This window comes from Saccharothrix sp. AJ9571, from assembly GCF_021725495.1.
Lineage (GTDB): Bacteria > Actinomycetota > Actinomycetes > Mycobacteriales > Pseudonocardiaceae > Amycolatopsis > Amycolatopsis magusensis.
Genome location: NZ_CP091382.1, coordinates 7827274 through 7851403 on the forward strand (window position 1 = coordinate 7827274; position 24130 = coordinate 7851403).

Genomic DNA, 24130 nt, shown 5'->3' on the forward strand with positions numbered 1-24130 from the left:
CGCTCGGAGGCGGCGCGGCTACCGGTCCCCGCGCAGGTACCGGGTCACCATGGCGACCAGCTCCTCCTCGAACGTCTCGACCGGGAAGTTCCGCGGGGTGGCCATGAACTTGTGCGTGTTCATCTCCACGGTGAACAGGATGAGCTCCGCGGCGGCGCCGAGGTCGCCCACGTGGACGTCGGGGTGCCGGGCGAGGACGTCGCGGACCTGGGCCGTTCGCAGCTTCTGGTGCCGGTCGATCGTGTCGAGCAGGTCCTGGGAGACCGGCGCCTCCTCGATCATCACCCGGAGCAGCCGGGGGTCGTCGCTGTGGTTGTCGATGGCGTCGCGGATGATCGCGCGGACCGCCGCCTCCAGCGTCCCGGGTGCGAGGTCCAGCTCGTCGGCCCCGGTCCAGGTGCCGCGGTCGATGTGCTGGACCAGCAGTTCGGCGAGGATGGCGTCCTTGTTCGGGAAGTACTGGTACAGCGAGCCGATGGAGATCCGGGCGCGCTCGGCGATGCGGTTGGTGGTGCCCGCGGCGTAGCCGTGCTCGGCGAAAACGTGAGCAGCCGCGGTGAGGATGCGCTCGCGCGTGAGTTCGGCACGCACCTGCCGGGGCTTGCGACGTGGCTCCAAGCGACGGTCTGCCGGGGCCATGCTGGTCCTCCTCGAAGGCGGCAAAAGCGAGTAGCCAGATACCTGAGCTAATGCTCACAATAGTGTCATGAACTGCGGAAACGAAACGCCGGGCGCGGTGCGGGCGAGCACGGTCCGCTGCCTGACGACGGCCGGCGAGATCGAGGCGGCCCTGGGGCGGCCACCGTCGATGATCATGCTGAAGCAGATCAGCGCCCTCGACGAGGGGTGCCGGACCGTCCTGGCGCACTGCCCGCTCGCGGGCTTCGGCTACCGCGACGCCGAGGGCACCAGCCGCACGACGTTCGTCGGCGGCACACCGGGATTCGTGCGCGTCCACTCGCCGACGCGGATCTCGTTCACCGTGCCCGATGGCGAAGCGCATGGTCCGGTGTCGTTCGTCTTCCTTCTGCCGGGCGTGGGGGAAACGTTGCGGCTCAACGGTTCGGTGGCCAAGCGGAAAGGCGCCGAGACGTTCGTCGACGTCCAGGAAGCGTACGTGCACTGCGCGCAGGCGGTGATCCGCTCGCGCCTGTGGCAGCCACCGGTTCCCGCCGAGCCGCCACCCGTGATCGAGGGCGAAGGCCCGCTGCACGGACCCGGCGTCGCGGAATTCCTCGCCACCGCACCGTTCCTCGCTCTATCCACTTGGGACGAATCGGGCGGCTGTGACACCAGCCCGCGCGGAGACCGTCCGGCCGTCGCGCGGATCCTGGACGGCCGGACGCTCGCCATCCCCGACCGCAAGGGCAACAAGCGCGCGGACAGCCTCCACAACCTGCTCCAGGACGACCGGCTCTCCTTCGCCGCCCTCGTCCCCGGCCGGACCGGGGTGCTCCACGGCCGCGGGCGCGGCACGATCACCGACGACCCGGCGCTGCTGGAGACGATGGCGTTGCGCGGGACTCCCCCGCACGCGGCGCTGCTCATCGACGTCGAACACGCCGAGGTCACCGCGAACGACGCCGTCACGCGCTCACGGGTGTGGACCGCGCACCTCGAGCGCGGCACGGTACCGGACCTGATGGCACTGGCCGGGGACCACCTCGCCGCGAACCTGGCCGACGCCGAGGGAGGCCTGCTCACCCGCGTGCTCAAGGTGGTCGCGGGCGTCCCCGGGATCGGCCGGCTACTCCGGGTGGCGATCAACCGCGCCTACCGGTCCGGGCTGCGGAAAGAGGGCTACGAGGAGGTCGAGGTCGGCTCACGGCGAGCCGGGCGGCCTGTCGCCGTGGAGAACCCGTTGCGGGAGGTGCGGGTCGCCGAGGTGCGCCGGGAAACACCCAGTGCGGTCACCCTCGTTCTCGAAGACGTCGGAAACCCGCGTTCCTTCGACTTCCGGCCCGGGCAGTTCTTCACCCTGGTCGCGGACATCGACGGCCGGCCGGTGCGGCGCGCGTACTCCGCGTCGTCGGCACCCGGGGCACCACGGCTGGAGGTCACGGTCAAGCAGGTCGACGGCGGCCGGTTCTCGGCCCACATCCACCGCGAGGTGCGCGCCGGGGTCCGGCTGTCGGTCCGTGGCCCCTCCGGGTCCTTCCACGCCGACCCGGCAGCGGCGCACGAGGTCGTCCTGGTCGCCGCGGGCAGCGGGGTCACCCCGATGATGAGCGTGATCCGCACCCTGCTCGCGGCACCGGCGCCCGCCCGGATCTCCCTGCTCTACAGCAACCGCAGCGCGGAGGAGATCATCTTCGCGGATGAGCTTTCCCTGCTGGAGAAGGAAAAACCCGAGCGGCTGTCGGTCACGCACGTCCTGACGCGGGAACACGGACGGCTCGACGCCGCGGGTGTGCGCGGCTGGCTCTCCGAACTGCGGCCGCCGGAAGACGCCCGGTACTACCTGTGCGGACCCGAGGCGCTGATGGACACGGTCCAGGGCGTCCTGACCGAACTCGGGGTGCCGGAGGACCGCGTGCACCACGAGCGCTACACCAGCGGGGTGAGCACGACCACCACGGCGACCACGCCGCAGGAAATGGTCGTCGAGGACGGAACGCGCGTGGTCGGCTCCGTGGTGGTCGAGCCCGGCCAGACGCTGCTCGACGCCGGGCTCGCGGCGGGTCTGGAGATGCCGTACTCGTGCACGGTCGGCAACTGCGGGGACTGCCGGGTGAAACTACGCCGCGGGGAGGTCGCGATGACCGAGCCGAACTGCCTGACTCCCCGGCAGAAGGCCGACGGGTACGTACTGGCCTGCGTGGGCTGCCCACTGTCCAAGGTCACCCTGGACATCGCCGATCCGTGACGGTGACGAGCCGCTCACGTACCTACCAGCCCGAACTCATGGTTGGGGTCCAGTCGTCGGCGTCGTTCACCGTCTCGTCCACACATGCCTGCACCCGGCGGCCATCGCCAGGTGCCCGGCCGCTGCTGGCCTGGCCGGCAGTGATGATCGTCGAGGCCGGCGCTTCGGGGGCGTGGTAGCGCTCGTCGTCGAGGCCGGCCTCGTGCACGATTGCGGCGATGCCGTCTCACCCCAGCGTGATCAGGTCGCGGCCTGGGTGACCAGCAGGCGGTCGAGCAGGTCCCGCAGGGTGACCAGGCCGACCAGCTCGCCGCCGGATTCGACCAGGGCGAGGTGGTTGCGGCTGTCGCGCATGGTGTTCAGCGCCCGGTAGATCGCGGTGTCGGCATCGAAGGTGAGCACCGGGCGCATCAGCTCGCCCGCCGTGCCGCCCGGTGTGAGCGCGTCGCGCACGTGGACGACCCCGATCGGGGTGCTGCCGTCCAGCACGACGAGCCGCAGGTGCCCGCTGGTGCGTGCCGCTTCCCGGATGGCCTCCACCGACGCGTCCGCCGGTACGCCGACGAGTTCGTTCCGGGGCCGGGTGATGTCGCGCAACGGCCGGGAGTTGAGTTCCAGCGCGGTGGCGAGCTGGTCGCGCCGGTCGGCGTCCAGTGCGCCCGCCTTCGCCGAGTGGTCGACCAGCTGACGCAGGTCCTCCGGGGTGCGGCCGGCACTCATTTCGTCGACCGGCGCCACGCCGACGCGGCGCAGGCACCAGTTCGCCATGTTGTTCAACGCCACCAGCAACGGCCGTGTCACGCGCATGAAGCCGCGCATCGGGATGGCCAGCATGGTCGCGGACTTCTCCGGGTGGGCGATGGCCCACGACTTGGGTGCCATCTCCCCGACCACCAGGTGCAGGAAGGTGACCACGACCAGCGACAGCACGAACGCGACGATGTCGGCGGTGGCCGCGGGCAGGCCCCAGCCCTCCATCACCGGGGTCATCATGTCGTGCACGGCCGGTTTCGCGATGGCACCCAGCGCGAGGGTGCACAGCGTGATCCCCAGCTGTGACCCGGCGAGCAGCAGCGACAGTTCACGGGCGCTCTTGAGGGCCGCGCGGGCCGACGCGCTGGTCTCCGCGGCCTCTTCCAGGCGGTACCGGCGAGCGGCCATCAAGGCGAACTCGATGGCGACGAAGAACGCGCTCAGCGCGATGATCGCCGCCGAGATCAGTGAGGCCATCAAGGGACTCAGGCCGCTCATCGCGCCACCTCCGCGCCGGTGTCCATGCCGACCCACAGCAACGCGGGCACGTGCCGTTCCACTTCCCGCACCACCACGGTGACCCGCCGTTCCTCCGGGTACTCGTCGGCCTGCGAAGCGGCGAGCGTGACCTGCACGGTGTCGCCGGGCTCGGGCAACCGTTCCAGTTCGGCGATCACCAGGCCGCTGATGGTCTGGTAGTCCCCTTCGGGCAGGTCCTGGCCGAGCAACCGCTCGACTTCGTCGACGTGGGCGCTGCCGGGGAGGACCCAGCCGCCGTCCTCGGCGACCACCCGGTCCTCGTTCGCCGCGTCGTGCTCGTCGGTGATCTCCCCGACCACCTCTTCGGCGATGTCCTCCAGCGTGATCACCCCGGCCAGGCCGCCGTATTCGTCCATCACGCAGGCGAACTCGTCATCGGCCTCGCGCAGCTGGGCCAGCACGCCGGGCAGTGGCAACGACGCGGGCACGACGACCGCGTCGCGAGTCAACTCGCGCACGGTGAGCGTGCCGAACTCGGCTTCGTCGCGGTCGAGCACATCGCGCAGCCAGAGCACGCCGAGCACGTCGTCGACGCTCTCGCCGAGCACGGGCAGCCGGGAATGCCCGCCCGCCATCAGCTCGATCGCTTCGCCCACGGTCGCCTCACCGGAGATCGCGGTGACCTGCGGCCGGGGGATCATGGCGTGCTCGGCGGTCCGGTCGTTCAGTTCGAGCACCCGGTCGAGCAGGATCGACAGGTCGCGCGAAAGGTCGCCGGTCTCGCGGGATTCGGCCAAGATGTGCTCGAGGTCGCGCGGGGTCGCGGCGTGCTCGACGTCGTGCACCGGTTCGATCCGCAGCACCTTGAGCAGCAGGTTCGACGCCTTGTCGAACAGGTGGATCAGCCAGCCGAACGCGGCCAGGTAGCCCCGGGTGGAGAACGCCAGCCTGCGGGCGACCGGTTCCGGCTTGGCGATCGCCAGGTTCTTCGGGAACAACTCGCCGAAGAGCATCTGCACCAGTGTCGAGAACAGCAGGGCGAGCACCGTGCCCACCGCGACGCCCACCGCCTGCGGCACACCGACTCCGCCGAGCAGGGTGCCGATGCCCGCGCCGATCATCGGCTCGGCGACGTAGCCGACCAGCAGGCCGGTCACGGTGATGCCCAGCTGGGCACCCGAAAGCATGAACGACGTGCGGCGGGTGATGTCGAGCGCGCGTTCGGCGCCGCGGTCACCCTCGGCCGCGCGGGCCTTGAGCCGGGACCGGTCCACGGCCATGTAGCCGAACTCCTGGGCCACGAAATAGCCGGTCGCGGCGGTCAGCAGGAGCACGACGACCACGCCGATGAGGATGTTCACCACCACCATCACCACGGCGGCGTCACCCCCTTCCGCCGGGCAGGTGCGGGATCTGGGGTGTCACCGGACGTGGTGCCGGTACTTCGGGACGGGTCCATGGTCCTCTCGCGGTCGATCAGCCGGAAATGTCCGTTGTCAGTACTACGCACGACGGCTCATCCGAGTTCCTGATCACCGGCGCTGGTCGGCGAAATCACCCTCACCGGCGGTGCCGGTCCGCTGCCCGAGGAGATCGCTGGCGATGCCCAGCAGCGCTGCTCGGTCAGGTGACCGAGAAACACGCACTCAGGACGCGGATCAGTCGCCAGTGGACCAGCTGTGCAGGAGCGACTGGCGTTCCGCGTCGGTGAGCACGTCCAGCGCGGACTGGACCTCGCCCACTTCGATGCGCGCGCCGTTGATCTTCACCTGCTTCGTGGTCGGCCGGACCCGGCTCGACCACGCGCGCTTGCGGCACCGCCTGACCCGCGTCCTGCCCGACTACATGGTGCCCGACCGCCTGCACCAGCTCGACGCACTCCCCCTCACACCGAACGGCAAGATCGACAAGCGGGCGCTGGCCACACTCGCCACCACCATGCGCAAGCCGGTCGTCTGGACCCGCTGAGCCTCACCCCCGGATCGGCAGCCACAGCTCCACCTGGTCGTAGCGGCGGTAGAACTCGACGAACGGTCTCGCCGGATCCAGCGGCGCGCCTGCTATGAGTTGGATGAGGTCACTCCTCCGGAGCGGATTTCTTGTTATTGAGTAGCGATGCTATTAATACAAAGCAGTGCCGAATAGGACGTTATACAGCAGGTAACGCTGGGCGCGTCGCGACGTAGTGGTCCGCGATCACGACACGCACCCGCTCACAGAACGAGGCGCAATCTGGCCTCGAAGCCTTCGAATCCTCCCACCCCGCCAGCAAGCGCCACTCGGGTTGTCAGCCGCTGAGCACACCGATGGCGATGCCGAGCATCGCGGTGTTGTAGATGAACGAGAGCACGCCGTGCGCGAGGATCCGCAGCCGCATTCCGGAGGTGCGTGACTCGACGTCGGAGACCGCGAACGTGGTGCCGACGGTGAACGAGAAGTACGCGAAGTCGACGAACGTCGGGTGCTCGGTTCCGGGGAACACCAACAGCTTCTCGGGCAGGGCGCGGTAGTAGGCCTGCGCGTAGCGGTCGGCGTACCCGAAGTGCAGGATCGCCCACGCCAGCAGCACGGCGAGCACACCCATGGCCTTGCCGAGCACCGCCGCTTGGGTGCCTTCCTCGATGAGCACGATGGTCAGGCCGGACGTGATCCCGACGAGGCTGGTGAACAGGGTGAACAGGGTGCCGCTGCGGCGGCCCAGCGCGCTCTTGACCCACGCGCCCCGGTCGTCGCCCGCCCGCTTGCCGCGACTGAGGCGGATGACGCGGATCGCGAGGTAGACGACGGCGATGAGGTCCCACAACGCGATCCATCTGGTGTCGTCCAGGTCCGCGAAGAAGATGGGGACGCCGAGCAGGGCGAGCGTGCTCTCGATGATCCGGGACAGCACGGTCGAAGGGCTGAAGCGCATGACTTTCCTTCATCGGAACGGCAGGGGCGTCGCTCACCTCGTCCGGATGACGGCGGTCATTCCGCGGGAGCGACGTGGGGAGGGATTGTGGGCGCGCGGAGCCGTTGGCCGCGGTCGGCAGTCGAGCGATCACCGCTGGCCCAGAAGCGGCTCGGCAACCGCCCCGGCCCCGCGAGCCTCCTGCTCGCGGGGCCAGGGAAGCCGTCAGCGCGCGGCGCGGAGGATGAGTTCGGCGACCGCGTTCGGACGCGAGACCGCCACGGCGTGCGAGGCTCCCTCGACGGTCACGGTGGCGCGTGAGCCGGCCCGGTCGGCCATGAACTTCTGCGCCCGCAGGGGAATGTTCTTGTCGGCGCCGGCCAGCAGGAACCACGAGGGGATGCTCGCCCAGGCGGGTGCGCCGGACGCCTCGTTCAGGGCAGCATCCCTGATGGGGCGCTGGGTGCTGGCCATGAGAGCGGCCTGTCGCGCCGGGACGTCGGCGGCGAACTGCTGCCGGAAGAGCGAGGGCTTGATGTAGAGGTCGTTCGAGCCGTCGGGCAGCGGGACCGGTGCCAGCGTCTCCCCCAGCGTGCTGCCGGGGTACTTCGCGGCGAGCTGTGCCGCGGCCTCACCCTCGGCGGGAGCGAAGGCGGCGACGTACACCAGCGCCTTCACCTTCGGGGATCGCGCCTTGACGTTGGTGATGACGGCACCGCCGTAGGAGTGGCCGACCAGCACCACGGGCCCGTCGATGGCGGCGAGGCGTGTGTCGAGGGCTTCGGCGTCGGAGGCGACTCCGCGCAGGGGGTTGGCCACGGCGACGGCGGTGAAGCCTCGTCGCTGCAGCCGCTCGATGACGGGGTTCCAGCTCGCACCGTCGGCGAAGGCGCCGTGGACGAGGACGATCGTGGGCTTCTGCCCGGCTGCCGGGTGGGAAGCCACCGCGTTCGACACGCCGAACAGGGCGAGCCCGGCGGCAGCGGCGAGCACGGCCAGCAGAGCGGTGACGCGGTGCGTGAATCTGTGCATGTCCGGTTCTCAGTCTGTGAGGAAGGCGATCAGGGCGGCGTTGACCTCGGCCGCGTGCGTGAGCAGCAGGCCGTGCGGTGCACCGTCGATCTCGACGTAGCGGGCGCCGGGCAGGCGGCGGCGGAACTCGCGGGCGGTGGCGTCGATCGGCAGGATGCGGTCGGCGGTGCCGTGCAGGATCAGCGACGGCACGTCGATGCGTTCCACGTCGGCCCGGAAGTCCGTGAGCCACGCCGGGACGCACGCGTAGGCCGCCACCGGCGCCGAGGCGATGGCGGTGACCCAGTTGGCCCGGAGCGCGGCATCGCTGAGGCGGGACCCGAGCGTCTCGTCGGTGTTGAAGAAGTCGACGAAGAAGTTCTCGTACCAGGCGTAGCGGTCGGCCTCGGCCTGCTCGGCGATGCCGTCGAACACCGACTGCGGCACGCCGGCGGGGTTGTCCTCCGTCTGCAGCAGGAACGGCTGGAGCGCGCCGAGGAAGGCCGCCTTCGCCACCCGCTGCGAGCCGTAGGTGCCGAGGTAGCGGGCGACTTCACCCGAGCCCATGGAGAAGCCGACGAGGACGACGTCATTCAGGTCGAGCTGGGTCAGGACCTTGTCCAGGTCGCCGGCGAAGGTGTCGTAGTCGTAGCCCGTCATGGTCTTGCTCGACCGGCCGAAGCCGCGGCGGTCGTAGGTGATGACGCGGTAGCCGGCCTTGACCAGCGCGTCGGTCTGCTTCTCCCACGACTGCCCGTCCAGCGGGTAGCCGTGGATCAGGACGACCGGCTGGCCGGAGCCGTGGTCCTCGTAGTACAGCTCGATGCCGGTCGAGCCCTCGGTGCCGACGGTGATGGTTCCCATGGTGCCTTCCCGCCCGTCCGCCGTGTGCGGACCGGGCATGGCACGAACCTAGGGAGCGAGCCGGGCCGGCCGCGTCCGTCAGACAACGTCTTCGGCGTACGTCATCGTGCCGCGCAGCACCGCGGCGAGCTCCCCGCGGGACGTCACGCCCAGCTTGGGGAACATCCGCTGCAGGTGGGTGCTCACCGTCCTGGGCGAGACGTACAGCCGCTCGCCGATCTCCCGGTTGGTCAGTCCCTGCGCGGCGAGCTGGGCGACGTGCAGCTCGGTCGAGGTGAGCCGGTCGACGGCGGCCGGGTCCTGGCGGGGGGAGGACGTACCCGCGGCGCGCAGCTCCTGGCGCGCCCGCTCCGCCCAGGCCGATGCGCCGAGCGCGTCGAAGACCTCGCGCGCGGCCTGCAGGACGGCGCGGGACTCCGCGGGCCGCCGGTGCCGCCGCAGCCACGCGCCCAGGGCGAGGTGCACACGTGCCCGCTCGAACGGCCAGTCGACGGGGACGGCGCTGAGGGCCGCCTGGTAGAGCTGCTCGGCGGCGTCCGGCGGGCTGAGCAACGCGCGGGCGAGGCGCAGCCCGCAGAGCAGGGCGGGTGAAGGGGTCAGCTCCTCCAGCGGGGTCAGCTCCCGCAGGACCTCCCGTGCCGCTTCGGCGGACTCGCTGCGCACGGCCGCCTCGACCAGTTCGGCGACCCCGTAGAAACGCAGCCAGGGGTGGAAAGCGGGGTCGGCGGGCTCGAAGACGCGGCGCAGGTGCCCGAAGGCGTCGCCGTAGCGCCCCTGGCAGAGCGCCGCCTGCCCGCGGGCCATCTGCACGATGGCCAGCGCCGGGCGCGCGCCACCGGGAAGCGCGGTGCGCTCCGCCTCCGCTGCCCACGCCTCCGCCCGCGGGTCGCCGCAGACGGCGGCGACCTGTGCCCGAATGGCGTGCACCATCGCGTGCACGAGGGACTGGCCGGTCTCGCGCGCCAGCTCGGCGGCCTCCTCGGCGGCGAGGTGAGCAGCGCGCACGTCACCGAGCCGTGCGGCGCCGCCCGCCTGCACACAGAGTGCCCTGGCGAGCATCGACAGCCGGCCCTGTGCCCGCAGGGCGTCCAGCGACCTCGTGGCCAGCCGGCTCGCCAGGGCGGGAGCACCCACCGTCACCGCGGCAGCACCCAGGAGCTGGTCCCCCTCGGCGTCCTCGGACGACCGGTCCAGCTGACCGGTCAGGGCCTCGAGAACGGCTCGTCCGCGTTCGACCGGCGCGCAGTACGCCCGCAGGGCCACCAGGTCGGCGTTGTCCGCGTCCACGGGCATCCGGTCGGCGGCGGCGGCGACCCGCCGGCGGGCGGCCGGCCCCGGCTCGCCCCAGAAGCAGTGCAGGACCGCGCCCCACAGCATGCGCAGTCCCAGCACGGGCTCACCACCGGCGGCGATCTCGACGGCCAGCTCGGCCAGCTCGGCGGTCGCGGTGCCCTGGCCCTGCGCCGCCCCTTCGACCAGGGCGATGCCGACCCAGGCCGCACGGCCCTGGTCCCTGGCCGAGAGGTCCAGCGAGCGCGCCTGGTCCAGCAGGTGCGCCGCGGCGTCGCACTGGCCCGACTCCAGGGCGAGCTCGGCCGCGCGCAGCAGCCGGTCCGCACGAGCGGAGGGGTCCGCGGTCAGCTCCGCCGCTCGCCGCAGCGCGGCCGCGGCCGCGGCGACACCGCCGCGCCGCAAGGCCCTGCCGGCGGTGAGGTCCAGGTCCCGCGCCGCGTGCTCGTCGGGACCGGCGGTGGCGGCCGCGCGGTGCCACGCCTGCCGATCGGGCTGCCCCTGGAGCTGGGAGGCGAGCGCGGCGTGCGCGGCCTGTCGTTCCGCGGCGGTCGCCGCGTGGTGCATCGCCGAGCGGACGAGCGGGTGCCGGAAGACCATCCCCCAGGACTCCAGCAGGCCGGCGCCGACCGCCGGCCCGAGGGCGGCGACGCCGACCGCCGTCCCGAGCATCCTGGCAGCGGCGGCGAGGCACTCGTCCATCGTGCCGTCGCCGTTGACCGCTGCGAGGAGGAGGACCGCCCGCGTGTCGGCGGGAAGACGGGAGACGCGTGCCGTGAAGGTCCGCTCCAGCCGCTCGGTCAACGGCAGCGGACCCGGCGTGAGCGCGTACGCACCACCGACCGACCGCAGCGCGACCGGCAGCTCGGTCAACGCCAGCGGGTTTCCCGCCGCCTCCACCAGCAGTCGCCGCCGGACCTGCTGCCCCAGACCGGGAGCCACCGCGTCCAGCAGCTCACCCGACACCTCGTCCGTCAGCGGGTCCAGGGGCAGCACAGGCAGCCCGGCGCCGCCGAGCCGGTCGTCGAGGGAGCGGGTGACGGCGACCAGGGCGAGGGGGTCGGACTCGATCCGCCGCGCGACGAACCCGAGCACGTCGAGGCTGGCCCGGTCCATCCAGTGGGCGTCCTCGACGACCACCAGCAGCGGTGCCTTCACCGCCGCGTCCGACAACAGGGTCAGCGCGGCCAGGCCGACGAGGTAGAGGTCGGGCACGGACTCGTCGGCGAGCCCGACGGCCGCGCGCAGCGCAGCGCGTTGCGGCCCCGGCAAGTCGTCGATCCCGTCTCGCAACTGGTGGACCAGCTGGTGCAGGCCGGCGTAGGGCAGGTCCTCCTCCGACTCCACCCCCACCGCCGTGATCACCCTGGTGCCACGATCCGCGGCTCGCGCCGCCGCCTCGGTGACCAGCGCCGACTTGCCGATCCCGGGGGCGCCGAGCACGACCACCGCGCCACCCGCCCCGGAGGCGGCCTGCTCGACCAGGGCAGCCAGTGCGCGGCGCTCCGTCTCGCGCCCCAGTAGCGCCCGTCGTTGCATGCCGCGCTCTCTCTTCCGTGTGACTTCCCGCCGCCGGCAAGCGCCGCGAGTCCGCACGATGGCACGCGTGTCGCTCCGGGAAAAGCGAGGGCTCCGGTGCCTGCGGGAGTATTTGATCACCAGCTGGACCATTCCACGGCCTTGGTGCTCACGGAGGTGGTGCGCTTCACATCCGGTGACTCGCAGCCAGGGCCGGCGCGGCTGCTCCACCGAGAACGACTCGGGCAACGACTCGGCCGTGGCCGACCCCATCGAGAACGGAACGGCCAGTGCGGCGGCCAGGCCGGCGTTTCGCAGGAGACGGCGTCGCTCGACCGTGCCGGGATCACCCGGTGACCGGCGATCCCGGCAACCTGGCACCCTCCCGACCGCGGCTCTTGCAATCAAATAATTCGGGACAGAAAAGTCTTCGCAGGCGATTTCGAAATTCACACGACCAAGGCCACATGATCCAGGGCACGCTTCTTTTCCCGGCACCGATTGCCGGGTCGATGCCGCTCTCGGAAAATTTCGGCGCGAATGGCATCGCCAAAATATTTCGACGTGATCGCGCTCGGCCGACAGCCATCGTTACAAGACGAGCACCCCTTCACACGATCGTGTAATGCTCCACGGCGCACTCGACACACAGATGGGTGAACTCCGGTTAGTCTCACTCCCGTTCTCGTGCAGGACCCCACGGTCGTATCGACCGTTTCCCTTTCCCCATATCGCAGGCTGGCCGACCGTTCCCGTCGATTGAACAGAAAGTGACAGTAGTGGATTTCGATGCACTGATCGCCGAACTGCGGAACCTCCGGGAACTCGTCACTGGAATCACCGACACGGTGATCGCCGCGGTCGACGGGATCCCCATCGTCGCCGACGCGGCGGCGATCATCGACCCGGCCAAGATCTCCGCGCTGGCCGCCGCGGACCTGGGGATCGCCCGTCAGGCGGTCGAACTGACCGGCAAAGGCACGCTCGCCCAGACCGTGGTCTTCGGCAGCGAAGGCTACATGGCCGTCTACGCCATCGACCGCACGGCGCTCATGGTGGTTTTCGGGGACAAGGACCTCAACGTCGGACGACTGCTCTTCGAATGCCGCCCCGTCATCGAGCGGATCAGCTCGATCCTGGCCGCGTAGCCGGCGACCCGCCGGAGCGGCCCGGTCCACGATCGAACCGAAGAACTGGAGTGTTCACTCGAACGTCCTAGCGAGCACCATGCCCGCAGCCGGCGCGTTGGAGCTGGTGTGTGGCAGCCGGTGCCGCTCGGTCAGGTCTATCGCCGCTGAGGGCTCATTGCCGTGTGCGGATCGCCTGTGCGCGAGGTGGAGTCTCTGCTTCAGCGCTCGGTGAATGCGGGGCAGCGCTGAGCGCCGTGTGTCACGGTGGAAGTTCGAAGTGTCCCCGCGAAAGGAAATCCCGTGCGCAGACACAGGTCCATGGTTCTCACGCTCGGCGTGGCCGCCGCGGTCAGCACCCTGTTCGGCAGCGGGATCGCGGCCGCCGACGCTTCGCCCGAAGAGGGAAAGTACTGCGCCACCAGGCTGGCCAAGGGCAAGCCGGGCGAGGCTTCGCGCGTGGTCGCCCGCGAGTGCGCGGACACGAAGGAAGCGGCGAAACTCGACGTCGCGGCTGCCGAGAGCACCTGGCTCGGGGATGTCTACGAGCACGAGTGGGGCCAGGGCGACTACGAGATGTACTTCGGCGACAGTGGCCCGTGCGACAAGGAGGGGTACCGCGTCGACTGGATTCGGACCGGGATGCAGAACAAGACCTCCTCCTTCCTCGGCTGGAGCTGGTGCAACGACGTGACGCTGTTCAACAACTCCCACCTCAACGACAGCGCCGGGACCTTCCGGATGATCAACGCCGGTCAGCCGAGCGTGATGGTCGACTTCCTGCCCAGCTTCAACGACCTGGCCTCCTCCATCAAGTTCCAGCGCAACCCCAACGACTGACCCGGATCAGCGCTGGGGCCGGTGCCACGACGGGTGGCAACTGTGTGTTCCACCCTTTCCAGCAAAACCATCGCGGGCGATCTTCGGCAGCCGCACCTCGTTCCCGCGTCCGGTTGGGCTCGGCATCCGCGCGGGACTTCTACTCCGTAGACAACGACCGACCTCACCTGCGGCAACACCCACTCAGGACCGGGCAGTAGTCGCGGGATCATGACGTCGGCAACCTCCGGACGACCGAGCCACGGTTGCCACAGCTGACGCTGCCATAGGCTCGAATCATCCTTGTCACTCCGGCGACTTGGCGCGGCTGCGAATACCAGCGACCCATTCGCCGGCGACGCCGCCCACCTGCTGCCCTTCGATGACTTTCCCTCCGGCGGGGTGAAACCTCCGGGGCCGGCGCCTGCCACGGCGATCAGGGGCTGCTCAAAAAGCAGGTAATGGCGCCGCGGCCGGGACAGGACTAAGAAAAGTACGCCAAAGGCATGATTTCCAGCCTGGAACTCAGGCGGAAAACGCGCATTTGCCGATTACCGGCGCCCGGATAGGCGAAACGTTTGCGCCGATGGCCCGAAACGGCTAGTTCGGGTCGGCAGGCAGAAGCGTGAGAGTGCCGGCGAGCGTGTAACGAGGCGGCCCGGGGTGCCGACGTCTCCGTTACGTGACGCGAGCCAAGGAGCCTTTCGATGAACAGCTGCCGACCCTGCGGCTCGCCCCATCTCGCCAGTGTCGTCGACCTCGGCGCGACGCCGCCGTGCGAACGGTTCCTGACCGAGGCGCAACTCGCCGATCCGGAACCGGCCTATCCCCTGCCGAGGTGAGGGTGGCCATGGGTTTTCTCCTTCAGCGGGGGTTGTTCCGGGTGTCCAGCACGCTGCCGAGCCGGTCGAGTGCCTCGGCGTAGCCGTCGGTCATCCGCAGCTCGACGGCCCGTTGCAGCGCTGGGCGGTCGGGGAAGCTCGCCGCGACGTCGACGGTGCAGCCGGTGCCGACGGCGGTGAAGGTGACCGTGGTGGGGAAGGTGTCCGTGCCTTCGGGCTGCCATGCCTCGTCGGCGAACGTGTCGTCGTAGGCCAGTTCGGCACGCGGGACGACCACGCGGTAGGTGGCGACGCACCGCACCGCGGCTGCCGAGCCGTCCACCGGCGCGATCTGAAACCGCCAGCGACCGCCGGGTCGCACGTCCATCTCGTACACGGTGGCCACCCAGCCCTGCGGCCCCCACCAGCGGGTGATCGCCTCCGGGTCGGTCCACGCCCACCAGGCGCGGTCGACGCCGGCGGCGTAGGTGCAGCTGATGTGGACGGTGTTGTTGGTCCTGTCGATCACGATGCCGTCGGGCACGGTCGACCTCCTCACGGGTTCGGCTCGGGTGCACGGTCGTCGTCGAGGAGGGAGCCGAGGCGATCCATCCGTTCCGCCCACAGAGCCGCGAAGCCCTGCACCCAGTCGCTGATCACCTGCATCGCATCGGGGCGCAGCCGGTAGATCCGCTGCTGGGCCCGCTTGGTCACCTCGACCACGCCCACCTCCGCGAGCAGCCGCAGGTGCCGGGACACCTGCGGCTGGCCAAGGCCGAGCGCATCGACGATGCCGCCAACCGGCTGCGGCCCGTCCTTGAGCAACTCGACGATCCGGAACCGGTTCCGCTCCGAGATCGCCGCCAGTTGCTGCTGCACGGTGGCTGCCATGCCACGAACATATGCGACAATATATATGCATACAAGTAGATGTACATGAGAGCGTCGGGCGAAAACGCAGGCCGCCGCGATTTTCACGGTCTTGCATTGGGTAAAATCGCGCCGGCTCTCCGCTGACGGAACGGCGCGCGACGGCTCGCGTGTGCCCGGACCTGCGGTCGTGCGTCGTCTACGCCGAGCAGCCCATCCGTCGAATCCGGCAGCCCGACGACGAAGGCCTCCCACTGTGGATCACGCGTCCGGCGCCCTGGTGAGCGCGTTCACCTTCACTTGGCTCGGCATGGTGCTCGGTATCGAGCTGCTGAAAGTCGTCACGCTGGTGGCGCTGGGGATCGCGAACTTCTGATCGGGTGGGGGTTCGGCTCCCGCCGTCGCTGTGGGGTAGGAACGGGTCATGGTGACGCTGGACCGGCTGGTGAACGTCCTCGGGGGTTACGGGGTACGGCTGTGCTGCTGCCCGGTCTCGCGGGATGTCTCGTTGCGCGATGTGGTGGTGCACGACCCGGCTGAGTCCCGCGAGCTGCGTGGGGATGTGTTCCTCGCGGTCGGAGCGGACTCGGTCGGCGCGGCCGTGGGGCTGGCGGCCGACGCCCGGGCGTCGGTCGTGCTGGTGCGGGGAGCCGCGCCGCTGGAACCGGAGGCGATCGCGGCGGCGGAAGCCGGCGGTGTCGCGGTGCTCGCCGTCGAGCCGGAGGTGTCGTGGGGCGCGATCGCCGGTGTCGTCTACGGACTGGTCCTCGAAGGTCGCGAGACCGAGTCGGGACGGGGGCCGACCGATCTGTTCGCACTGGCCGACAGCCTGGCGGACGCGCTGGGCAGCACGGTGACCATCGAGGACCAGCTTTCCCGCGTCCTGGCCTACTCCAGCCTGCAGCACGGAGCCGACCAGGTCCGCCTGGAAACGATCCTGGGCCGGCGGGTGCCGGAGCGGGCTCGCGGGCTGTTCGACCGGCGGGGCGTGTTCGCCCACCTCGCCGAGTCCGATGAGCCGTTGTTCGTCGAGGCCGCGCCGGAGCACGGGCTGGGCGGCCGCATGGTGGTCGCGGTCCGCGCCGGCCGGGAGTCGCTGGGCTCGATCTGGGTCGAGTGCGAGCAGCCCCTGGACGATGCCCGGCGGGCCGTGTTGCGGGACAGTTCCCGCACGGTCGGGCTGCACCTGCTGCGCTCGCGAGCGAGCGCGGATCTCGAACGGCAGGTCGAATCCGATCTGGTGATCCGGCTGCTGGAGGGCACCCCGGACGCGGCTTCGGTGCTCAGCAGGCTGGGGTTGCCGCCCGGCCGGTTCCGGGTCATCGCCTTGCAGGCCCACATCGCCGAGGAGCGCCACGCGGCACTCCTGCTGGCGTTCGAGCGCGCCACCACGGGATTCGGCTGGTCACGCCCGGGTCGCAGCACGCTGTTCAGCAACACCGTCTACACCGTCCTGCCCGGCGAGGACGTCACCGCGGCCCGGAAATGGGTCGACGCCATTAGTGCCGCCCTGCCCGCTCAGGTGACGGTCGTCGCGGGGATCGGCGCCGCGGCGACCTTCGCCGAACTGCCGGCCGGGCGGCAGGAAGCCGACGAATGCGTCGCGCTCCACGACCTGCGGCCGGGCACCGACGCCGCGATCGCCTACGACGAGTCCTGGGACGACATCCTCGTACTGCGACTGCGGGCGGCCGCGGCGGCAGGCCGGGCTCCGGCCCGCGGGCCGATCTCCGACCTGGCCCGCCACGACGCGGCGCACGGCACCAGCTACCTCCCGACCCTGCGCGCGTGGCTGGAGACCCAGGGCGATCTCGCGCAGGCCGCCGAGCGGCTCGACGTGCACCCCAACACGATCCGCTACCGCCTGCGGAAGATGGCCGAGGTCACCACCCTGCAGCTCGACGTACCCGCGAAGCGGCTCGCGATGATCATCGAACTCGCCGTCTCCGACCCGCCCGATTGACCGGAACCGACAAGCGGGCCGCGCCCGGTTGTCGGTTCCGGACAAGCACCGCGTCCCCGGTCCGGGTCACCCTGGCAGCACCAGCACCACTCACGCCACGGAGGACGTCATGCCCGAACTCGACCGGATCGACGGCGGCCCGCGCTCGGCGATCGTGATCGGCGCCGGCGTGGTCGGCCTGTCGGCCGCGTGGTTCCTGCAGGAGCGCGGCGTGCCGGTGACCGTGGTCGATCGCACCGGCATCGCCGCGGGCGCGTCCTGGGGCAACGCCGGCTGGCTTTCCCCCGGGCTCGCCATCCCGCTCAACGAGCCGGGCGTGCTGCGCTACGGACTGCGGACGCTGCTCGACCGGCAGGCGCCGCTGCACGTCCCCGCGACGCCGGATCCCCGGCTGTGGGCCTTCCTGGCCCGGTTCGCCGCGCACTGCACCGGCAAGTCCTGGACCCGCGCGGCGCGGGCCAACCTGCCGCTGAACGACGAATGCCTCGAAGCGTTCGACGTGCTCACCGCGAACGGGGTCGACGCGCCGACGATCGACGCACCCATCACAGCGGTCTTCGAGAACACCCGGGCCGCGGCCCGGCTGCTCGCGGAACTGCGGCGCCTGGGTGAAGCCGGGCAGGAGATCTCCTGCACCGGGCTCACCGCGACCGACCTCGCGAAGCAGTTCCCGCAACTGACCGCGCGCAACGGCGCCGGCGTCCGGCTCGACGGCCAGCGGTACGTGGACCCGGGTCGCTTCGTCGAGTCGCTGGCGCGGTCGGTCGTCAGCCGCGGCGGGACCATCCGTCACCGCTTCGCGGTCGCCTCGGTGCGTCAGCACTCCGATGCGCTCACCGTGCGGTCGAGCACCGGGCAGACCCTGTCCGCCGACGCCGTCATCCTGGCTACCGGGGCTTGGCTGGGCGAACTCGGCAGGCGGTGGGGTGTCACCGTCCCGGTGCGGGCCGGGCGCGGCTACTCCTTCACCGTGCCCACCGACGACCCCGTGCCGGGCCCGATCTACCTGCCGGACATCCGCGTCGCCTGCACGCCCTACCGCGGCGGCCTCCGCGTGGCCGGGACCATGGAGTTCCGGGAACCGGACGCGCCACTCGACCAGGCCAGGGTCGAAGCGATCATCGCGTCGGCGCGCCCGTTGCTCACCGGAATCCGGTGGGATGAGCGCACCGACGTCTGGGTCGGCTCCCGTCCCGTCACCACCGACGGACGACCGGTGATCGGCGCGGCCGGCGCACCGGGCCTGTTCGTCGCGGGAGGGCACGGCATGTGGGGGCTCACCCACGGCCCGATCACCGGACGCCTGCTCGCCGAGTACATCACCACCGGCAAGCAGCCCGGCGCCCTGCGCCCGTTCGACCCGCTTCGCTGAAACACACCGACAGGACATGAACCCGGACACCGAAACCGCATCCGAAGCAGCGCCGACCCGTGGTGAACAGGCCGAACTGGCCCGACTCCGCGCCGAAAACGCCCTGCTGCGCACCGAGAAGGACATCCTGCTCAAGGCGGCCACCTGGTTCGCCATCGACGCGGGCGCCCTCCTTCCGCCGCGCACCGAGAACCACCATCCGGAAGGATCACCATGACCACCTCAGTTCGCCCGTGGTTGACACCCCACGCCCACCGGAGCCTGGTCCGAGAGCGCGCCGACCTGGTAGGTGAGGAGAACGCTTCCGGCGGTGACGATCCCGACAGCATCGTGCAGAAACGCCACCGCCAGGCACGGATTCGCCAGATCGACGAAATCCTGCGCGAAGCCGTCGTCGGCCAGGATCCCCCCGACGACGGGATCGCCGAGCCGGGCATGGTGCTCACCGTCCAGTACGACGACAGCAGCACCGCCGAAACCTTCCTGCTCGGCTCGCGCGACGAGACCGAACAGGACGATCTCGAGGTCTACTCCCCGGACTCGCCGCTCGGACGCGCCCTGGCCGGTGCCAAGCCAGGCGAGCAACGGACCTACCAGGTCCCCAACGGCGCCACCGTCCGCGTCACCCTGATCGACGCAGAGCCCTACGGACGCTTCCAGCGGCTCGCACTCCAGAGGCCGCGTCACGGCCTTTCGTGATCGGCACCGGCGAGACACCGCCACCGCGGGGTTCAACCTGGGTCCCTGTGCCTGGCACACCTGACCGTCTCGAAAACTGACGGGAGGTCTAACCGGCGTCGCGGACGAGTAGCGCGATTTGTACCCGGTTGGTCAGTCCGAGTTTGGTGAGTGAGCGGCTGACGTGGGCCTTGACGGTGGTCGCGGTCATGCCGAGTTCCCGGGCGATCTCGGCGTTGGCCAGGCCCTGGGCCACCGCGTGGGCGACCTCCCGTTCGCGCTCGGTGAGAGCGGCGAGGCGTTCCCGGGCAGCGCGGGCGTCCGGGGCGTGCTTGTCGGCGAAGGTGTCGACGACCCGCTTGGTGACGGTGGGCGAGAGCACCGCGCTTCCGTCCGCCGTCGTGCGGACAGCGGCGATCAGGTCGCGCGGGGCGGTGTCCTTCAACAGGAATCCCGCCGCTCTGGCGCGCAGGGCACCGTAGATGTGTTCGTCGCGATCGAAGGTGGTCAGCATGACGACCCGGGGTGGGTTCGCGGACCGATTGATTTCGGCTAGTGCGGTGACGCCGTCCATGCCGGGCATCTGCACGTCCATGAGCACGACGTCGGGCCGGTGACGGGCGACGGCGGTGACCGCCTCGGCCCCGGTTCCCGCCTCGGCGACCACCTCGATGTCGTCCGTGGCTTGGAGGATCATGCGCAGTCCGGTTCGCACCAGTGCCTCGTCGTCGGCGATGAGCACCCGGATCACGCCGGAAGCTCCGCTGAGACCAGGAAGCCGCCATCCGGTTCCGGACGAGCGGTGAAACGACCACCCTGTGTCTCGACGCGCTCCCTCAGGCCCTTCAGCCCGAGTCCGCTGCCCGGCATCGTCGGCGTGGCCCCGCGCGGCACGGTGTTCTCGATGGTGACCTGCAGCGTCGAGGGCAGATACCTCAGCACGACGCGGGTGGTGGCGGTGCGGGCGTGTTTGTGCACGTTGGTCAGTGCCTCCTGCACGATCTGGTAGGCGGTCTGGCCCACGGTGGCGGGCACCTCGCGCGGTGTGCCCTCGTCGCACCGTTGCACCGCGACACCGACCGATCGGGACTGCTCGATCAGCCAGTCGAGATCGACCAGCGCCAGACGTGGTGGCGAAGCGTGCCGCTCCCCCTGCTCGAGCACGCCGAGGACGGCCCTGAGCTGGGTGAGCGCTTCCTTGCCGGTGACGCGGATGAGCTCAGCCTCGGTCGCGGTCTTCTCGTCGCCCGCGTTGATCTCCAGCGCCCCCGCCCGCAGGACCATCAGCGAGACCCGGTGGGCCACCACATCGTGCATGTCCCGTGCGATACGGGCCCGCTCGTGCGCACGGGCCTGCTCGGTGCGCGCCGCCTGCTCCAGTGCCAGCCGTTCGGCGCGCTCGCGCAACCCGGCCACCGCCTGTGCCCGCGCGTCCAGCCACAACGCGATGATCAACGGGAACCACACGAACAGCGGTGCCCCGCCGAGCGAGGAGAAGATGTCCGCACCGGGCTGGGGCAGCACCGCCAGCAGGCTCGCGGCCACCGCGTACCCGGCCAGGTGCCGAGGGCGCCGGTACGTGGTCGCCGCGACGCAGGACGCCACCGCCAGCAGGAACCCGGGGCTCCGGAGCACCGCGTCGGCCGCCACGACCGCGAACAACGGCCAGTGCCGCCGCGGCACCATGCGCGCTGCCGCGGCGGCCACCAGCCCGGCCGCCACAGCCTCGACGTACACCGGCACCGCGGCGAACGTGAAGTGGGCAGGTGATCTCGTGGGCGGCAGGAAAGCCGCGCAGAACGCCGCGGCCGGAAGCCACCACGTCCTCAGCCGATCACGCAGCACCTGGATCCCCATCGCACCGAGCCTAAGGTTCCTCACCAGCTCAGGAAGCGCAGGGCGCGGAAGTCACCGCTGGGACGCGGCTCGGCGCGTAGTTCGACCACCCGGTCCCGGAGTACCCGGATGCCCAACGGCAGGAACACCAGGCACAGGGCACCGTATTCGAAGAGGTCGGCGAGGTGGACCGCCTTGAGCACGCCTCCCCACAGCGTTCCCGCCCACAGGAGCACCAGGCACCGCCCGAGGCCGAACGTCCCCGACCGGAACGCGCCGACCGCCAGCAGCAGCATTCCGAGGTACTTGCAGGCGGACGCCGTGACACCGACCCGCCAGGGCCCGTAGGAAATCTCCGCGTAATGGGCCAGTACGAAATCGGTCGCCCGGTCGAGCCCCTGCGACGCCGCCAAGTGGAAGGCGGTCTGATCGACCCCGGCGAAATACAGCCGCCCGAACAGACCGAGGACGACGAGCGCGCCACCCCAGCGGGCGAGCACCGGCGCCCGCGCCGCGACGATGCGGGCGAGCGTGGCGAAGGCCGGCCACAACAGGAGTGCTCCGGCGGCGAAGCACGCGTATCCGGCCGTGACCAGCCCCGGGTTCGCCAGGTAGGCCGCCAGCTGCGACCGGGCGGCGAAGGGCTGACCGGCGAACTCCGCCAACTGCTCGGGGGTGAAGGCTCCGGAACGCAGCGCCAGGTACCTCAGGAACAGCCCCGCCCACCACACCAGGGGACCGAGCACGAGCGCCGCGCCCCCGATGACCCGGCCCGGGAACCAGGCATTGCGATCGACCAGAGCGGGCGTCCGCGACATGCGGGCGGCCAGTGCAGGCATCGAGTTCATTCTTTCCACAGCCGGCACCCTGGCTCACGGGCGCCCTCGGCACATCGTCCGATGGAGACACCACAGGTCTCTTTGGTAGGGACCGTTCTTTTCAGGACGGCCCCGCGGAGGCCTTGCGACAATTCGAGGACACGCCCGAGATCAGTCAGCCGAACACCGTCTCGCTGAGCCGTGAGGCCACGGTTGTCAGATGGGTAGGGTTTCCTCCAGAGGGGGAAGCGATGCAGGACGGCTCTGTTCCGGGTTCCGAGGTGCTGAGCCCTGCCGTGGTCCGGATACGGAACACCGCGGGCGCGGTCGTCGGAGCCGGGCTGCTGGTGTCCGCGGAGCACGTGTGCACCTGCGCGCACGTGGTGGCTTCCGCGTTGGGTGGCTCGGACGATACGGCCGAACCTCCGGAAGGCCTGATGAGCCTCGACTTCCCGATGCTGGGCAGCCAAGCGAGGCAGGCGGAGGTCGTCGACTGGGAACCCTTCCAAGGCGACGAAACCGGGGACCTCGCCCTCTTGCGGCTGACCAGCCCGGCGCCGACCGACGCGAATCCCGCCGGCATGGTCGTCGCCGGGATGCCTGGGGGCATCGGATCCGCGTGGTCGGCTTTCCCGGCGGCAGCGACGACGGGGTGTGGGACGAGGAACTGCGCGGGGTGGTCGGCTTGACCGTGGCCACGGTCAGCGGTTCCTCCACCGGCTACCTGCTCCCCACCGAGCGCGCCCGCCGCGGTGGGCCGGGGCCTGGCCATTGTTTTGAACGAAGCAGGCCGGAGCTGTCACGGCGAAGGGTTGAACGGATGGAACATGGGCACCGGCGGCTCGCAGTCCAACGCCGCCCAGACGACTTTGCCGCCGAACATCGCCGGGGTGCTGCCCCATGCCTTCGCCAGTTGCGCGACCACCACCAAGCCGAAACCACCGCTCAAACCGTCCTCGCCCTCCCGAATTTGGGCCGGCGTCGGCGACGTGTCGCTGACAGCGACGCTGAGCACCTGCTGGCGCAATTCCAGCCGCAAAGACGGCTCCGACTGGGTGTGCAGCAGCACGTTGTCCACCAGTTCGTTGGTGATGACCACCGCGTCCGCCACGACCTCGTTGCCAGGTAGCCAGTACTCACACACCCGCCTGGTGAAGTTCCTGGCCTGCTGGGCCGTGTCGACCAGCCGGGGCAGCGTGAGCTTCGCCCTGCGCCGCTGGGGATGACGCTGAACGCCGCGCACCGCGCTCTCGACCGTGCGGAAAACCGGCACGAACCGGGACACCGGCGTGTGCTCGAACAGCCGGCGTGCCGACTCGTCCGCGGCGACCAGCAGGACCGGCACCGCCGGCCAATCGGACAACCGCATCGAAACCTGCGCGAACACGCTCAGCAGGCTCGCGGTGGCGACGTGAAGCCGCTCCACGACCACGATCACCGCCGACGGCTGCTCAGCCGCGCACTTGAGCATCGTGTCACGCAACCGTGGATAACCCGCGACGTCGAGCGTCCCGGCGACGCGCACCACAGCGCACCCGGCACGCTCGCCGTAGGTGACGGACAAAACGTCGTGATCGTCGGTCATGACGCGCCGACTCTCCCGCCCCCCGGACATCGACCGCCCGGGAACACCGCGGCACGCCCCCGCTGGACGTCCGCCAAGTCACTCAAGCTACCTCCCGCGACCACTGCCGACACCGCGAGGAGTCGTTCACCCGCCGCATTGAGGTGAAGGGCTTCGGAAAACTTCGCGTTGTCCAACCCCCGCGGGTAATCACCATAGTCCTAGATTCAATAACTCTCACGGCAGACGACTGGCCGGTAACAATGAATGAATGTCAGACGTTCCGGAAATCCGGTGCTATCAATGAACTCGATGAGGTGTTGAAGCGGATATGTCGTTTCAGGGGTGCGAAGCGGGCGAACCTGGAAACGCAAGTGGTTCGGCCATGAGATTCATTCACCTTGAAAGGATTGTCGTGATGGACAACGAGAAGATGATTCCGGACCTGTACGAGCCGCCGGTTCTGGTGGAATTGGGTGAGTTCAGCGAGGACACCCTCGGCGGCGGGCGGTACGTGCCCGACATGTTCGGCCTCACCTTCTGAGAGCGCCCCCTGATGCTCGGGCGAGGGTGGCTGGTGTTGCCGGATA

24 protein-coding genes and 1 pseudogene are annotated in these 24130 nt (G+C 70.2%); 11 read left to right on the forward strand and 14 right to left on the reverse strand.

Going from position 1 to position 24130, the window contains the following annotated elements; genetic code table 11:
- Positions 1-18 precede the first annotated feature (18 nt).
- Entirely contained in the window at positions 19-639 is a 621-nt protein-coding gene (locus tag L3Q67_RS35230) for a TetR/AcrR family transcriptional regulator (protein ID WP_499185734.1), read from the reverse strand.
- 67 nt (positions 640-706) lie between these two features.
- On the opposite strand from L3Q67_RS35230, the gene L3Q67_RS35235 reads away from it, so the two are divergent.
- Complete coding sequence (locus L3Q67_RS35235) at positions 707-2866, forward strand: 2Fe-2S iron-sulfur cluster-binding protein (protein ID WP_499185735.1); 2160 nt, start codon at positions 707-709, stop codon at positions 2864-2866.
- 22 nt (positions 2867-2888) lie between these two features.
- Here the strand turns inward: L3Q67_RS35235 and L3Q67_RS35240 are convergent, their stop codons facing one another.
- Genes L3Q67_RS35240 through L3Q67_RS35250 form a run of 3 tightly spaced genes read right to left on the reverse strand, consistent with a single transcriptional unit; the run spans position 2889 to position 5469 of the window.
- Complete coding sequence (locus tag L3Q67_RS35240) at positions 2889-3074, reverse strand: hypothetical protein (protein ID WP_499185736.1); 186 nt, start codon at positions 3072-3074, stop codon at positions 2889-2891.
- A 32-nt stretch (positions 3075-3106) separates the two neighbouring features.
- Positions 3107-4117 carry a hemolysin family protein gene (locus tag L3Q67_RS35245; protein WP_499185737.1) on the reverse strand — a complete coding sequence of 337 codons (1011 nt, stop codon included), beginning with the start codon at positions 4115-4117 and terminating at the stop codon, positions 3107-3109.
- The gene (locus L3Q67_RS35250) at positions 4114-5469 is read right to left on the reverse strand and encodes a hemolysin family protein (RefSeq protein WP_499191716.1); all 1356 of its coding nucleotides are present in this window, start codon (positions 5467-5469) and stop codon (positions 4114-4116) included. Before L3Q67_RS35250 ends, L3Q67_RS35245 begins: the two co-directional genes overlap by 4 nt.
- Positions 5470-5857: 388 nt before the next feature.
- On the opposite strand from L3Q67_RS35250, the gene L3Q67_RS35255 reads away from it, so the two are divergent.
- Positions 5858-6067 (forward strand): AMP-binding enzyme, encoded by a 210-nt coding sequence (locus L3Q67_RS35255; RefSeq protein WP_499185738.1) that lies wholly within the window; start codon positions 5858-5860, stop codon positions 6065-6067.
- Positions 6068-6386: 319 nt separating this feature from the next.
- Here the strand turns inward: L3Q67_RS35255 and L3Q67_RS35260 are convergent, their stop codons facing one another.
- From L3Q67_RS35260 to L3Q67_RS35275, 4 genes are all read right to left on the reverse strand, one after another.
- Positions 6387-7010, reverse strand: coding sequence for a DUF1345 domain-containing protein (locus L3Q67_RS35260; protein ID WP_499185739.1), 624 nt, complete (start codon positions 7008-7010; stop codon positions 6387-6389).
- Positions 7011-7214: 204 nt separating this feature from the next.
- Positions 7215-8021 (reverse strand): alpha/beta fold hydrolase, encoded by an 807-nt coding sequence (locus L3Q67_RS35265; RefSeq protein ID WP_499185740.1) that lies wholly within the window; start codon positions 8019-8021, stop codon positions 7215-7217.
- Positions 8022-8030: 9 nt separating this feature from the next.
- Positions 8031-8903, reverse strand: coding sequence for an alpha/beta fold hydrolase (locus L3Q67_RS35270; RefSeq protein ID WP_499185741.1), 873 nt, complete (start codon positions 8901-8903; stop codon positions 8031-8033).
- 39 nt (positions 8904-8942) lie between these two features.
- Positions 8943-11693, reverse strand: a complete 2751-nt coding sequence (locus L3Q67_RS35275; RefSeq protein ID WP_499185742.1) for an ATP-binding protein — start codon at positions 11691-11693, stop codon at positions 8943-8945.
- Positions 11694-12451: 758 nt separating this feature from the next.
- Here L3Q67_RS35275 and L3Q67_RS35280 point away from each other — a divergent pair.
- The 3 genes and pseudogenes from L3Q67_RS35280 to L3Q67_RS35290 form a co-directional block, all read left to right on the forward strand.
- The gene (locus L3Q67_RS35280; protein ID WP_282768087.1) at positions 12452-12820 is read left to right on the forward strand and encodes a roadblock/LC7 domain-containing protein; all 369 of its coding nucleotides are present in this window, start codon (positions 12452-12454) and stop codon (positions 12818-12820) included.
- A gap of 282 nt (positions 12821-13102) precedes the next feature.
- Complete coding sequence (locus L3Q67_RS35285) at positions 13103-13639, forward strand: hypothetical protein (protein ID WP_499185743.1); 537 nt, start codon at positions 13103-13105, stop codon at positions 13637-13639.
- Positions 13640-14325: 686 nt separating this feature from the next.
- Positions 14326-14451: pseudogene (locus tag L3Q67_RS35290) on the forward strand (class I SAM-dependent methyltransferase); the annotation flags it as partial.
- Positions 14452-14482: 31 nt separating this feature from the next.
- On the opposite strand, the gene L3Q67_RS35295 reads toward L3Q67_RS35290, so the two are convergent.
- Positions 14483-14983 (reverse strand): SRPBCC family protein, encoded by a 501-nt coding sequence (locus L3Q67_RS35295; protein WP_499185744.1) that lies wholly within the window; start codon positions 14981-14983, stop codon positions 14483-14485.
- Positions 14984-14994: 11 nt separating this feature from the next.
- A complete protein-coding gene (locus tag L3Q67_RS35300) occupies positions 14995-15330 on the reverse strand; it encodes an ArsR/SmtB family transcription factor (protein WP_499185745.1) in 336 nt (111 codons plus the stop codon).
- A 403-nt stretch (positions 15331-15733) separates the two neighbouring features.
- Here L3Q67_RS35300 and L3Q67_RS35305 point away from each other — a divergent pair, with 403 nt between their 5' ends.
- The 4 genes from L3Q67_RS35305 to L3Q67_RS35320 all read left to right on the forward strand — a co-directional run bounded on the left by L3Q67_RS35305 (position 15734) and on the right by L3Q67_RS35320 (position 19343).
- Positions 15734-17272 (forward strand): PucR family transcriptional regulator, encoded by a 1539-nt coding sequence (locus L3Q67_RS35305; protein ID WP_499185746.1) that lies wholly within the window; start codon positions 15734-15736, stop codon positions 17270-17272.
- 109 nt (positions 17273-17381) lie between these two features.
- Entirely contained in the window at positions 17382-18644 is a 1263-nt protein-coding gene (locus L3Q67_RS35310; RefSeq protein ID WP_499185747.1) for an NAD(P)/FAD-dependent oxidoreductase, read from the forward strand.
- A gap of 16 nt (positions 18645-18660) precedes the next feature.
- The gene (locus L3Q67_RS35315; RefSeq protein WP_499185748.1) at positions 18661-18861 is read left to right on the forward strand and encodes a hypothetical protein; all 201 of its coding nucleotides are present in this window, start codon (positions 18661-18663) and stop codon (positions 18859-18861) included.
- On the forward strand, positions 18858-19343 hold the full coding sequence (locus tag L3Q67_RS35320) for a GreA/GreB family elongation factor (RefSeq protein WP_499185749.1): 486 nt from the start codon (positions 18858-18860) through the stop codon (positions 19341-19343). The genes L3Q67_RS35315 and L3Q67_RS35320 overlap by 4 nt, the downstream gene beginning before the upstream one ends.
- A gap of 88 nt (positions 19344-19431) precedes the next feature.
- Here the strand turns inward: L3Q67_RS35320 and L3Q67_RS35325 are convergent, their stop codons facing one another.
- From L3Q67_RS35325 to L3Q67_RS35335, 3 genes are read right to left on the reverse strand one after another with little or no spacing between them, the layout of a single operon-like run.
- Positions 19432-20073: a transcriptional regulator gene (locus tag L3Q67_RS35325; protein WP_499185750.1), complete on the reverse strand. Its 642-nt coding sequence runs from the start codon at positions 20071-20073 to the stop codon at positions 19432-19434.
- Positions 20070-21179 carry a sensor histidine kinase gene (locus L3Q67_RS35330; protein ID WP_499185751.1) on the reverse strand — a complete coding sequence of 370 codons (1110 nt, stop codon included), beginning with the start codon at positions 21177-21179 and terminating at the stop codon, positions 20070-20072. The genes L3Q67_RS35325 and L3Q67_RS35330 overlap by 4 nt, the downstream gene beginning before the upstream one ends.
- A gap of 20 nt (positions 21180-21199) precedes the next feature.
- Positions 21200-21997, reverse strand: coding sequence for a hypothetical protein (locus L3Q67_RS35335; protein WP_499185752.1), 798 nt, complete (start codon positions 21995-21997; stop codon positions 21200-21202).
- A 230-nt stretch (positions 21998-22227) separates the two neighbouring features.
- Between L3Q67_RS35335 and L3Q67_RS35340 the strand changes: the two genes are divergently transcribed.
- A complete protein-coding gene (locus tag L3Q67_RS35340) occupies positions 22228-22665 on the forward strand; it encodes a hypothetical protein (protein WP_499185753.1) in 438 nt (145 codons plus the stop codon).
- Positions 22666-22775: 110 nt separating this feature from the next.
- Here L3Q67_RS35340 and L3Q67_RS35345 read toward each other — a convergent pair whose 3' ends face one another.
- A complete protein-coding gene (locus L3Q67_RS35345; protein WP_499185754.1) occupies positions 22776-23561 on the reverse strand; it encodes an STAS domain-containing protein in 786 nt (261 codons plus the stop codon).
- Between the two features lie 397 nt (positions 23562-23958).
- Between L3Q67_RS35345 and L3Q67_RS35350 the strand changes: the two genes are divergently transcribed.
- Complete coding sequence (locus L3Q67_RS35350) at positions 23959-24084, forward strand: lasso RiPP family leader peptide-containing protein (RefSeq protein WP_499185755.1); 126 nt, start codon at positions 23959-23961, stop codon at positions 24082-24084.
- The last annotated feature ends 46 nt before the right edge of the window (positions 24085-24130 follow it).

What these genes read in the sequence shown, in the direction of transcription:
- L3Q67_RS35300 (WP_499185745.1), bottom strand. Translation starts at nt 15,330, where the DNA reads ATGGCAGCCACCGTGCAGCAGCAACTGGCGGCGATCTCGGAGCGGAAC.
- L3Q67_RS35265 (WP_499185740.1), bottom strand. Translation starts at nt 8,021, where the DNA reads ATGCACAGATTCACGCACCGCGTCACCGCTCTGCTGGCCGTGCTCGCC.
- L3Q67_RS35350 (WP_499185755.1), top strand. Translation starts at nt 23,959, where the DNA reads ATGGACAACGAGAAGATGATTCCGGACCTGTACGAGCCGCCGGTTCTG.
- L3Q67_RS35275 (WP_499185742.1), bottom strand. Translation starts at nt 11,693, where the DNA reads ATGCAACGACGGGCGCTACTGGGGCGCGAGACGGAGCGCCGCGCACTG.
- L3Q67_RS35260 (WP_499185739.1), bottom strand. Translation starts at nt 7,010, where the DNA reads ATGCGCTTCAGCCCTTCGACCGTGCTGTCCCGGATCATCGAGAGCACG.
- L3Q67_RS35250 (WP_499191716.1), bottom strand. Translation starts at nt 5,469, where the DNA reads ATGGTGGTGGTGAACATCCTCATCGGCGTGGTCGTCGTGCTCCTGCTG.
- L3Q67_RS35310 (WP_499185747.1), top strand. Translation starts at nt 17,382, where the DNA reads ATGCCCGAACTCGACCGGATCGACGGCGGCCCGCGCTCGGCGATCGTG.
- L3Q67_RS35230 (WP_499185734.1), bottom strand. Translation starts at nt 639, where the DNA reads ATGGCCCCGGCAGACCGTCGCTTGGAGCCACGTCGCAAGCCCCGGCAG.
- L3Q67_RS35270 (WP_499185741.1), bottom strand. Translation starts at nt 8,903, where the DNA reads ATGCCCGGTCCGCACACGGCGGACGGGCGGGAAGGCACCATGGGAACC.
- L3Q67_RS35335 (WP_499185752.1), bottom strand. Translation starts at nt 21,997, where the DNA reads ATGCCTGCACTGGCCGCCCGCATGTCGCGGACGCCCGCTCTGGTCGAT.
- L3Q67_RS35340 (WP_499185753.1), top strand. Translation starts at nt 22,228, where the DNA reads ATGCAGGACGGCTCTGTTCCGGGTTCCGAGGTGCTGAGCCCTGCCGTG.
- L3Q67_RS35345 (WP_499185754.1), bottom strand. Translation starts at nt 23,561, where the DNA reads ATGACCGACGATCACGACGTTTTGTCCGTCACCTACGGCGAGCGTGCC.
- L3Q67_RS35305 (WP_499185746.1), top strand. Translation starts at nt 15,734, where the DNA reads ATGGTGACGCTGGACCGGCTGGTGAACGTCCTCGGGGGTTACGGGGTA.
- L3Q67_RS35315 (WP_499185748.1), top strand. Translation starts at nt 18,661, where the DNA reads ATGAACCCGGACACCGAAACCGCATCCGAAGCAGCGCCGACCCGTGGT.
- L3Q67_RS35235 (WP_499185735.1), top strand. Translation starts at nt 707, where the DNA reads ATGAACTGCGGAAACGAAACGCCGGGCGCGGTGCGGGCGAGCACGGTC.
- L3Q67_RS35245 (WP_499185737.1), bottom strand. Translation starts at nt 4,117, where the DNA reads ATGAGCGGCCTGAGTCCCTTGATGGCCTCACTGATCTCGGCGGCGATC.
- L3Q67_RS35330 (WP_499185751.1), bottom strand. Translation starts at nt 21,179, where the DNA reads ATGGGGATCCAGGTGCTGCGTGATCGGCTGAGGACGTGGTGGCTTCCG.
- L3Q67_RS35320 (WP_499185749.1), top strand. Translation starts at nt 18,858, where the DNA reads ATGACCACCTCAGTTCGCCCGTGGTTGACACCCCACGCCCACCGGAGC.